The 10,323-nt window shown below is 59.3% G+C and carries 9 protein-coding genes; 1 reads left to right on the top strand and 8 read right to left on the bottom strand.

The genetic code is table 11. The features are described 5' to 3' along the window. Positions 1-10: 10 nt before the first annotated feature. The gene (locus LOC68_RS12205; protein WP_230218903.1) at positions 11-571 is read right to left on the bottom strand and encodes a flavodoxin family protein; all 561 of its coding nucleotides are present in this window, start codon (positions 569-571) and stop codon (positions 11-13) included. A 299-nt stretch (positions 572-870) separates the two neighbouring features. Between LOC68_RS12205 and LOC68_RS12200 the strand changes: the two genes are divergently transcribed. After that, on the top strand, positions 871-1,680 hold the full coding sequence (locus LOC68_RS12200) for a hypothetical protein (RefSeq protein ID WP_230218902.1): 810 nt from the start codon (positions 871-873) through the stop codon (positions 1,678-1,680). Positions 1,681-1,861: 181 nt separating this feature from the next. Here LOC68_RS12200 and rplU read toward each other — a convergent pair whose 3' ends face one another. The 7 genes from rplU to LOC68_RS12165 all read right to left on the bottom strand — a co-directional run bounded on the left by rplU (position 1,862) and on the right by LOC68_RS12165 (position 10,117). After that, positions 1,862-2,176: a 50S ribosomal protein L21 gene (gene rplU / locus LOC68_RS12195; protein ID WP_230218901.1), complete on the bottom strand. Its 315-nt coding sequence runs from the start codon at positions 2,174-2,176 to the stop codon at positions 1,862-1,864. 192 nt (positions 2,177-2,368) lie between these two features. Beyond that, positions 2,369-4,114 (bottom strand): Rne/Rng family ribonuclease, encoded by a 1,746-nt coding sequence (locus LOC68_RS12190; RefSeq protein WP_230218899.1) that lies wholly within the window; start codon positions 4,112-4,114, stop codon positions 2,369-2,371. Between the two features lie 492 nt (positions 4,115-4,606). Then, on the bottom strand, positions 4,607-6,355 hold the full coding sequence (gene ptsP / locus LOC68_RS12185) for a phosphoenolpyruvate--protein phosphotransferase (protein ID WP_230218898.1): 1,749 nt from the start codon (positions 6,353-6,355) through the stop codon (positions 4,607-4,609). Positions 6,356-6,369: 14 nt separating this feature from the next. Next, positions 6,370-6,672 carry an HPr family phosphocarrier protein gene (locus tag LOC68_RS12180; protein WP_230218897.1) on the bottom strand — a complete coding sequence of 101 codons (303 nt, stop codon included), beginning with the start codon at positions 6,670-6,672 and terminating at the stop codon, positions 6,370-6,372. A gap of 122 nt (positions 6,673-6,794) precedes the next feature. Continuing rightward, the gene (locus LOC68_RS12175) at positions 6,795-7,271 is read right to left on the bottom strand and encodes a PTS sugar transporter subunit IIA (RefSeq protein WP_230218896.1); all 477 of its coding nucleotides are present in this window, start codon (positions 7,269-7,271) and stop codon (positions 6,795-6,797) included. A gap of 74 nt (positions 7,272-7,345) precedes the next feature. Then, entirely contained in the window at positions 7,346-7,693 is a 348-nt protein-coding gene (gene hpf, locus LOC68_RS12170; RefSeq protein ID WP_230218895.1) for a ribosome hibernation-promoting factor, HPF/YfiA family, read from the bottom strand. Positions 7,694-7,972: 279 nt separating this feature from the next. Beyond that, complete coding sequence (locus LOC68_RS12165; protein WP_230218894.1) at positions 7,973-10,117, bottom strand: hypothetical protein; 2,145 nt, start codon at positions 10,115-10,117, stop codon at positions 7,973-7,975. Positions 10,118-10,323 lie beyond the last annotated feature (206 nt).

Raw genomic sequence — 10,323 nt, 5'->3', positions numbered from 1 at the left:
TCCGGTCGCCCTACTTCAAATGCCCAAAGCGATCATACTCCTGCTCCAGCGGGTGCAGATCCTTGCGGCCATGGAAGAAGACGGCGACCCATTCGGCCAGGCGGCGACCAAGTCGGCGGCAGCCGGCGATTTCTTTCTCCTGGCGTGGTTCGCCGGCTTGGATTGCGCCGTAGTGGAGCGTGTGCTGCGGGCCGGTCAGGTCGGTGACGCCGAAGACGAGATATCCGTAGTTCATCAGAATCGCGTTCAGCGTCATGCAGGTCAGTTCCTGTCCACCGCCCCAGGATGCGGCCGAGCTGAACGCGCAGCCGATTCGCCCGTCGCGTTTGCCCCAATTCTCGATCGGCTGTTCGTCCCACCACTTTTTCATCTGCCAACTGACGGTGCCGTAGTTGGTGGGGCTCCCCAGCGCGATCCCTTCGCACCAATCGAGATCGCTGCTGGTCGCCTCGTCGATCGAGACCAGGCGAACCTCGGCGCCGACGACTTGTTGGGCGCCGACAGCGACTTCTTGCGCCATCTTGGCGGTATTGCCGCTATTGCTGTGGTAGAGGATGAGAATCTTGGACACGCGTTGAGCCTCCAAATGGCAGTTAGGGTCTTGGCTATCTTCAAGTAGGAAAATGCCTGCGTCAACCAAGTACCCAAACAACGGGTGGCCCATCCAGTTCGCCAGAACTGGTTGGGTTGCGCAGCAACAAGATGCCGCGCCATGGGGCTGCAATCGTGATTGCCGTTCTCAATTCTCGCTAGGTTCCCCGCGTTTGAGGAAACAAAGATGGACGAGAGTTCTGACCGGATGGCGCTGCATCTTGTCGTTGATGTCCCTAGAGGGAAGTAGACTAGGAGAAACCAACCTTCGGAGCCGTCATGACCAATCGCAGCAAGTTCTTCTCTCTGATTCTCGTCGCCGCGCTGACGTTGATGATCGCGATTACCGTGACGCTGTCGGTGGAAGAAGCGGTTGACGCGCGTATCGGCTGGATCAAGACGGCGACGCTGCCGGCGCCTGAGGCGCTGCAAGCGGCGGCGGTCGACGAGAAGTTCGCCTACGCGATCGAAAACTTGGTAGTCGCCAAATACGATCGGGCCTCGGGCAAGCTAGTTGGTCGCAGCAGCGGCGAAGCGCATCATTTGAACAGCGGCTTTTTCCACCAGGGGAAGCTCTACTGCGCTCACTCGAATTTTCCGAAGAAGCCGGAGAAGAGCGAGATCAAAGTTTACGATCCGCAGACGATGGAACTGACCGACTTTCATTCGTTCGGCGCGGCGCCGCACGGAAGTCTGACCGTCGTGTTGCACGAAGGGGACGCATGGTGGTGCGTCTTCGCCATCTATGGCACAGGAGCGAACGCCGAGACGGCGCTGGTGAAGTTCGACGACCAGTGGCGCGAGTTGGGCGTCTGGAAGTTTCCGGAAAGCGTCATCAGCGACCTTGGCGCCATGAGCATCTCCGGCGGCGTCTGGCGGAATGGCGAGCTGTTGGCGACGGGGCATGACAAACGCGTGATCTATCGCTTGCGACTACCGAAAGAAGGCCAACTGCTGGAACATATCGAAACGGTCGCGACGCCGTTTCCGGGGCAAGGCATCGCCGTCGATCCGGTAACCGGCGGCCTGGTCGGAATCGATCGCGCGAGAAAAGAGATCGTCTTCGCCAAAGAAGCGAATCACCCGTAGGGTCCGTTGTGCGGACCAAAGGAAACGTCGTTGGACTTGCAAGTGATCGAGCAGGGCCTCGGTCGGCATCGCGGATCCTATGCAAACTGAGTGCGCATGCAAAACGCCAAAGTCGGTTTTGACTTTGGCATTTGCGAGTGTCTGTTTGCTTGGATCGCGAGAAGTGCGACCCGGCGCGGGCTTAGACCGAGATCTTGCCGATCTTCACTTTGGTGTAAAGCTGGCGATGGCCGGTCTTGCGGCGCGAGTTCTTGCGGCGGCGGAACTTCTGGACGACCAGCTTCGGGCCTTGGACGACGCCGACCACTTCGGCGGTAACCGAAGCGCCGTCGAGGACCGGCTTGCCGAGCTTCACCCCTTCGTCGCCCGAGACGCACAGGACCGACCCAAAGGTCAGCTGGTCGCCAGCAGTGGCGTCGGCGCGGTAGTCGATGCGCAGTTCCTGGCCTTCTTCAACTTTGATCTGCTTGCCGTCTTCTTTGATAATCGCGTACATGGCCGGAACCTGAGAACTTGCCAAATCAGTGATTTGTTTGGTGATGACGAATTTGGACGACTACCTAGAGCGGCCAAACTCGTTTTGGGAAACCTTCAAAGATATGAAAATGACGCCTGTTTGTCGAGGGCCCAAGTTCCCCGCTTCGCCAAATTCTGGGCGAAGCGGGGTAACTCTTTATATCCCCACGACTTAGTGGCGTGATCCATTGCCCGCCGGGCGGTCGTCAAAGTGGAGCTTACGGCCGTCCGCGTCGACGCATTCGACCTCGAGGTGCTCCGGATAGAACGACTCGCTGCCGTAGATCTGAACCACGATGTTCGTATCTTCCTCGATCCGGGCCAATTCGCGGCGTTTCTTGTTGTTCAGGTAGGTCGCGACTTCGTCGTTTACCCGAATCGTCACATGCGAGGCCCCATCGTGATGGGCGGCGGCCAGTAGCATGCGGACCACTTCGATCGCCATGCTTTCGGCCGATTTGACCACGCCGCGTCCCTTGCAGCAGGGGCAGTCCTTGAAGACGCTTCGCTTCAGGCTGGGACGAATCCGCTGACGGGTCATTTCGATCAGGCCGAACGGGCTCGTCTTCAGGATCTTGGTCCGGGCCCGGTCACGCTTGACCGAGTCGCGGAGGGCTCGCTCGACGTTGCGGCGATGCTTCTCGCGACGCATGTCGATGAAGTCGTTGACCACCACGCCGCCGAGGTCGCGGAGACGCAATTGGCGAGCGATTTCTTTGGCGGCCATCATGTTCAGCTGGTAGGCCGCTTCTTCGGCGGTGCCGTCATAGCGGAAGTTGCCGCTGTTGACGTCGATCGCCACGAGAGCTTCGGTCTGGTCGATCACGATCGAACCGCCGCGACGCAGCGGAACTTCGCGTTGGTTGATTCGCGCGATTTCCTCGTCCAGGCGATACTTGTGGAAGAGAGGGTCTTTGCTCTCGTACTTCTTCAAGCGATTGACGTGACGCGGCATGACGAGCTGCAGGAACTCTTTGGCGCGTTCGTAGGCCGGTTCGCTATCAACGTAGATCGAGTCGACGTCGGACGAGAAGATGTCGCGAATCGTCCGGATGATCATGTCGCTTTCTTCGTAGATATCGCACGGCCCGACCGAGTTTTTCAGACGGCGAACGATCACCTTCCAAAGACGCAACAGGTAAGCCATGTCGCGCGACAGTTCTTTCTTGTTTCGTTCTTGTCCGGCGGTGCGAACGATGAAGCCGAGCCCCTTGGGCGGGTTCAGTTCGAGCAGGGTCGAGCGGAGACGGCGGCGAACCTGATCGTCTTCGATCTTGCGCGAAACGCCGACGCGGCCCAAGGCCGGCATCAGCACCAGGTAACGGCCCGGGATGCTGATGTAGGTCGAGAGGGTCGGCCCTTTGCTGCCGATCCCTTCTTTGATGACTTGGACGAGGACTTCGTCGCCGCGCTTGAAGATCTCTTGGATCGGCGGTTTGACGCGGGGACGCATGCCGGGGCGTTGGCGACGTTGCGGGCGACGTTGGCCGCGACCGCGAGGCTGCGGAGCCTTCGGAGGAGCGTCACCTTCTTCTCCCTCTTCTTTGTCGTCGGCCGAGTCGCTGATCTCTTCGTCGGCCGGTTCGTCATCGTCGTCGCTGAAATCGGCCGCCGAGGCGCCGCCGTAGCTGCCGCCGAAGTCGTCGTCGATTTGCTCGGCCGGGTCATAGCCTCCTTGGCGGAAGTATTGCGGTTCGACGTCGCTGATGTGAAGGAAGCCGTTCTTGCCGACGCCGAAGTCGACGAAGGCGGCTTGAATGCTCGGCTCGAGGTTGACGACGACCCCTTTGTAGATGTTGCCGACGTAATTGTCTTGGCTGGTTCGCTCGAGATAGAACTCTTCGAGGATTCCGTCCTCGACGATCGCAATCCGGCATTCTTCCGGCTGCGATACGTTGATCAGCATTTCCTTCTTCATTCTGGTCTTTCGTGTGTTGCGTCCCACGACCGACCTTCTGCGCAGAGATGGAGAGCCGATAAGAATCGGCCTGCAGCCGCTGTAAGGAGCGGCGCGGTTGGAGCAGCGACGAAAAGCGGAAACGAAACGTCACGCGGCAGTCAGGCGCCAGCATGAAGGGGGCGGCTGGGACTGTCGCACTGCGACGTTTTCCATGCGGGGATTTCTGTCGGTCAGCTACTGCAAAGCGGCGTCAAAAGGCCGTGGGAGCGACGTCGGCGGCGTTCCATCTACAGAAATCGCCCGATCGGGTCGCATGGATCTCAGAGTCGGCTGTTTGGCGTCATGATCGATGGGCGGCGTTTTAAGGAACTGGCCCAGTTTCGCGAATAAGGTCGCGTCGGTCTGCCTGGCGGTGCGTTATTTCCCGCTACGTCGTAACTCTCTATCTGCGTCGAATGGTCGTGAAACTAAGTGTAGTGTGTTCGGTTTTCGCGGACGTTTTCGTCCGCATTACATCAATAATTCGGGTACCGCCCTGCGGACTTCCTCACGCAGGTAGCGTTTGATTTCGCGGGCGTTTTCCATTTCTCGAACGCGGCGGGCGACTTCCTCGCATTGGGCGAGAGAAACGCTCCGGCACACCTTTTTGATCTCGGGAATGGCGCTCGGCGTGATACTTAAGCTACGCAAACCGAGCCCAATCAGCAACATGGCATAGATTGGATTTCCCCCCATTTGGCCGCAAAGGGTCGTCTTGATGTCGGCTTCCTTCGCCAGACGAACCGTCATTTCGATCAAACGGAGCACGGCCGGATCGCAGTTGTTGTACAGCGCCGCTACTTCCTTGTTGCTACGATCGACCGCCAGCGTGTACTGGACCAAGTCGTTCGTGCCAATGCTGATAAAATCGACCTCCTTGGCGAAATGGTCGAGCATGATCACCGAAGATGGGACTTCGACCATCATGCCGATTTTCAGGTTGCGGTCGTAGGGAATACCCTCTTCGTCGAGGTCTTCCATGATATCGGTCAGCAACATCTTTGCCTGCCGCAATTCGTGCAGGGTGCTGACCAGGGGGAACATCACCTGGATTTCCCCCAAGGTGCTCGCTCGCAAGATCGCCCGTAACTGCGTACGGAATAAGGAGATATTGCGAAGCGACAGTCGAATGCTGCGAAGTCCCAAGAAGGGATTCGACTCCGCGACCCGGCTTTCGCCGACGCTGCGGGCAATTTTGTCGGCGCCAAGATCGAGAGTGCGAATCACGATCGGCGCGCCCCCCAGGTCCTGGACCACCTTGGCGTAAACCTGGTAGTGGTCCTCTTCGGTCGGTTCCTGGTCCTGGCCCAGGTAGAGGAATTCGGTCCGGTAGAGCCCGATTCCCTCGGCCCCGCGCTGCTGGCACGAGTCGACCTCGTGGGGGAATTCAATGTTTGCGTAAAGGTGAATCCGCTCGCCGCTGAGCAGTTCGGCCGGCAAATCGCGAAGCAAGTCGAGCCGCGCCGCCAAGCTGCGGTGCTCTTCGACTTCTTGCTCGTAGCGAGCGATCGTTTCGTCGTCGGGCTGGAAAATGACCCGCCCTTGGTCGCCGTCGATGATCACCAGGTCGCCGCCGGAGATCTCGTTCAGAAAGTCGCCGACGCCGACTACCGCCGGAATTTCGAGCGCTTCGGCGACGATCGCCGTGTGACCGCCGGGGCCGCCCACTTCGGTGACGAAGCCGAGGACCATTTCGCGGTTGAGGTTGGCCGTTTCGCTGGGGGTCAGATTGTTGGCGAGGACCACGACCGGCGATTTGATCTCTTCGAGCGCTTCGCGGCGATTCCCCATCAACTCGCCCATCAGGCGGCGTTCGATATCGTGAACGTCGTTCGCACGTTCGCGCAGATAGGCGTTCGGCAGGTTCTCGAAGAACTTGCTGTATTTGCCGAGGGCTCGCGTGATCGCGTATTCAGCCGAATAGTGCCGCTGTTTGACGAGATGATCAATCTCGGTCCGGAGCTTCGAGTCCTGCAGCATCTGCAGGTGAGCGGAGAAGATGGCGCCGTATTGCTGACCGAGTTCGCCGGCGATTTCGTCGCGGCTTTGCTCGATCTGCTTGCCGACGGCGGCGAAAGCGCTTTCTAGCCGCTTCATCTCGGCTTCGACGGCGCCGCGAGCGATGAATCGGCGAGGAATACGATACCCTTTGTCGTCAATAACGACGGCCTCGCCGATGGCGACTCCTGGCGAAACGGCGATGCCTTGAAGGATACGCATAGGACCGAGCGGGTTCAGTCGGGTTGAATGTCAGGCTGATCGTCTTCTTCGACGAACGAATCGACCAGCGCCGCCAAGGCGTCGACCGCAGTTTCGGCGTCAGGACCGATGGCGATAATCGTCAACTGCACCCCTTGTTCGGCGACAAGGGTCAGCAGGTCGAGAATGCTTTTGCCGCTGACGCGTAGCGTATCGCGTTCAATCTCGATATTCGATTGAAACTGATTCGCTAGTTTGACGAAAGCGTCGGCAGGACGCGCATGCAGCCCCTGCTGATTTTTGATTACGATTCGTCGAGTCGCTTGCTGATGGGTCATTTCGCCAACAGAAAATTATCGTTCGAACCGGCGGCGGCCGAACCGATCATCTCAATAAGTGTGCCGCCGGCTTCGGCTCATTCATGCCGCGGCGTCTCCGCGGGGAGACGCAAGAGCGGAACTTACGAGCCGAATTGATTGTTGTCCGCTTCTTCCAGCAGTTGCTGAATGTCCGGGACGGTCTTCGACTGCTTCAGGAACTTGCAGAACATGTCGTCTCGCAGTTGACGCGAGATGTTTTCGAGCGCTCGCAGGTGGTCGCCGGGGCGATCGGGAGGCGAGACCAGCAAGAAAAAGAGATGGACTTTCTCTCCATCCAGGCTGCTGAATTCGACCCCAGTGCTGCTTACGCCGACGGTGCCGACCAGCGTTTCGACGCTCGGGTGCTTGGTGTGAGGGACGGCGATTCCGCGGCCGATGCCCGTGCTGCCGAGCTCCTCACGCTTCATGATCGCTTTGATGATGCCGTCGACGTTCTCGGCTTGGATCGCTCCAGCGGCGACGAGGCTCTCCGCGAGTTCGCGGATGACCCCTTCCTTGTCTTGGGCGGCCAGCTCGGGTTTGATCCCATTGACGCAAATGAAGTCAGCAAACTTCACGTTTCGTTTCCTTTCCTCGGATCGGCGTTCCGACTGCACTTTTGCCGGCAATCGGGCTCCGACGGTGCGTGTATTTAGGCTTCGGAATCGGGGCTGCTAGCGGCGGCCTGATCTTTCAGACCGGGGCCGCGATGGTCTTTCAGCCGCTCTTTGTGTTTGCGGAGTTGCTGTTCCATCTTGTGGATCGTGTTGTCTAGCGCTCCGAGCAGGCTCGAGCAGCTATCGGCGGCGACGAAATCGTCGGTTCGTTCGGCCGTAACACGGAGTTCCACGCCCGGCTTGTCGTTGTGCTCCAGGTCGACGGTGACGTCAACTGAAGTGATGCGCTCAAACAAGCGGGTCAGCTTCTGTACTTTTTCGGAAATCGTCTCTTGCGAGTCCGTGCTCAAATGGCCATGTCGCGTAGAAATATTGACTTGCACGACGAAAACTCCTTCGAAACGTGTTCCAGCGAGACCGGTTCCATGGAACCGGGCTCTCTATGGGAGAGGCTTCAGTTAGATGGAAACGGGATATTCTATCGACAATTATGCGTCGTGACAAAGCCCATTCAACCGGGCTATGCGTGGGAAACAGAGAAGCACGGTAAGATCGGAGACGGTTGTGCCGCCCCGATACGCCCCAAACCGGTACTAGGGGAGGGTTCGGCTTCTAGATGCACGCTTATCGCATTGCGGACTGCCGTAGCGGAATTTGCCCCATTATTTCGGCATCCGCTCGACCGTACGCCCAGCCAGCTGACCCGCGCTCAGGCGTCCCCACCAGCGAGAGATCGGGCCTTCTCGTTCGGCCTCATTCATTTCGGGCCGGTACAACAAGGTGTATCCGGTCATCCGTTGCAGCCGTTCAAAGGCGAATAATCGCATCGCTGCGTCGTTGTGCCCCAGGTTCACGATCAGCTCCACCGCCTCCGGCTGCGTCAACGTTTCGAGCCAGTAGGCGTCGAGCTGATTGACCAGCGCGTCGCCGAACTGCGGGCTCAACGCGTGCAGCGCAGCGATGATCTGCGGCTTTTCGTTCGGCTCGGCCCGGGACCAAAGCTCGGCCAGATCGCGGAAATGAGCCGACCAGAACTGGCTGAGGGTTGGATCGTGGAACGATTCGACCAGCGGACCTACCTGCCCTGCCGCCGCAGACAGACGCATCGCTTCGCTCCGAGCGCCCGGCGAGGCGTTCGACAGGGCGATTCGCTGCAGCGTGGTGAGCGGATCGATTCCCTGCCTTGCTCCCTCGTCCAGTTTGAAGCGGACAAAATCGGCGGCCGGCGCGGGATAGAGGACGCTCCACGATGGCGCCAGTTTGCGATGGTTCAATACGGGAGGTTTATCGGAGTACATGATCAGTTCGTCCGCCTGAAGCAGCGTCAGCGTGACGTCTGCGACGGAGACGTCGCACTGTCCGCCGCAGAAGATCTTGATCCAGCCCTGCGATTTCGGCGGTTGATCGGCGGTCATGAACCGATTGATCTCGACATTCACTTCCCCTTCCCCAGTGATGTTTGAGATCGTAACGGTCAGTCCGCCGACCATCTCGAGCGTGATCGGCTTATCCGACGCGGGAAGCGAGATCTGCCCGTGGTTAATCATCACGCGGCTGTCGTCAGTCAGCAGCAGATCGGCCGGGCCAACGACGACCATCGCGGCCGTGTTATCATCGCCGGTCGCGAAATAACTGCCGGGGCCGACGATCAAACGCTGAAACGGCTTGAGTACCGCTTCGTGCGGCGGAGCGGCGTATCTGTTCGCTTGAATGTCGTGAGTCAGGAAGACGCCGCGTCGACCAGGTTCTAACAGCGCCGGATCGATCGCTTCGAGATTTTCCGCCCCGCCGGGCTTTACGCCAGGGACGTTGTCAAATGGCATATCGGCTTCCGGCGGCCGGGTTGTTCCTGGGCCGGTCGTCGCCGGCGTATTGGGAGTTGGTGAATTCGCCATGCCGGGGTCGGTCGTGGTTGGCGGCGTTGTGTCGGTCCCGGTTTCAGGCTTGGCCGGGATATCATCCAGCGAGTTGATCACATTGCGAGAAACGTCGTTGCCGCCCGGTTTGACCGGGGGATTCTTCTCGTCCGGCGACTCTGCGGTCGCAGGCTCTTCCCCGTCGGTCGCATCGGCGACTTTCTGCGGCCCGCCGGTAAGCCACTGCGGCGGCGCGATCCAGCCGCTGGCGGCGATCAACCAGCCGGAAGCGAGCGCCAAGACGACGACCGCGGCGAAGCTCAGCCATTTGGGAAAACCGGATCCGCTCTCGGCGGTCGCCAGTTCGTCTTCGTCGACCTCTTCTTCCTCGCTCTCCTCCTCCGGCAGCACCATCGCGATCGGCAACTCGGCGGTCGCCATGTGATGTTGCTCATCGTCATCGGTTTCGGGAGGTGCTTCGTCCGTGGTGTTCCAGCGCTGGTCGTCGGGGGTCAGGATCTGGTTGAGATCGGTCGAGGAATCGGTTTGCAGTAGCGCTGAGTTCCCGAGCAGCCCATACGCCCGTTTGCGGAGCGAAGACGAAACGTGCGCCGGCGTCCCCAAAACCATCGTCAAGATTTGATGGGCCGAGGCGACTTCGGCCAGATGGCGATCCGACTCGAAGCAGAGCAGTTCCAGCTGCGCGACCTGTTGCGGATCGAGTTTGTGGTCTAGGTACTCGGCCACGGTATTGGCGTCGCGGCCAATACCGTCCCCCTCCACCGCCAGGGCGGAGAGCTCTTTGCGCATTACCCGCGTGCGGATGTGGTTGATCAGTTTCTGGGCGAACTCGCTTTCTGCGACCTTTTTGTCCATCTCGGCGGCGTCCGCTTCGCTGAGAATTCCGTGCATGTAGGCCAGCAGCACGCGTAAGGTGAGTCGCATCGCCATGTTTCGATCTTTGGGGGGACGAAGGGAGAATATCATGCGTCGTAAGTAATAGTGCCGCTTCGGATGCACTTTCGTACGACCGGTGGAAAAATTTTCCTCCGGAATTTTGCTTTTCAATTTTTGCGGCCTATCTTGCGATTAGCGCGCAAATTTCGCCCCCAAAGTGAGCGGTGGTGGAGAGTTGTCTTGTTTTGACGATTGGAGCG

This window comes from Blastopirellula sediminis (genome assembly GCF_020966755.1).
Taxonomy (GTDB): Bacteria; Planctomycetota; Planctomycetia; order Pirellulales; family Pirellulaceae; genus Blastopirellula; species Blastopirellula sediminis.
The sequence above is the reverse complement of the archived record's forward strand: the minus strand, read 5'-3'. Positions and strand labels throughout refer to the sequence as shown.

Excerpts from the sequence above, each read along its gene's own strand:
- LOC68_RS12200 (WP_230218902.1), top strand. The coding sequence starts at position 871 with ATGACCAATCGCAGCAAGTTCTTCTCTCTGATTCTCGTCGCCGCGCTG.
- rplU (WP_230218901.1), bottom strand. The coding sequence starts at position 2,176 with ATGTACGCGATTATCAAAGAAGACGGCAAGCAGATCAAAGTTGAAGAA.
- LOC68_RS12190 (WP_230218899.1), bottom strand. The coding sequence starts at position 4,114 with ATGAAGAAGGAAATGCTGATCAACGTATCGCAGCCGGAAGAATGCCGG.
- ptsP (WP_230218898.1), bottom strand. The coding sequence starts at position 6,355 with ATGCGTATCCTTCAAGGCATCGCCGTTTCGCCAGGAGTCGCCATCGGC.
- LOC68_RS12180 (WP_230218897.1), bottom strand. The coding sequence starts at position 6,672 with ATGACCCATCAGCAAGCGACTCGACGAATCGTAATCAAAAATCAGCAG.
- LOC68_RS12165 (WP_230218894.1), bottom strand. The coding sequence starts at position 10,117 with ATGGCGATGCGACTCACCTTACGCGTGCTGCTGGCCTACATGCACGGA.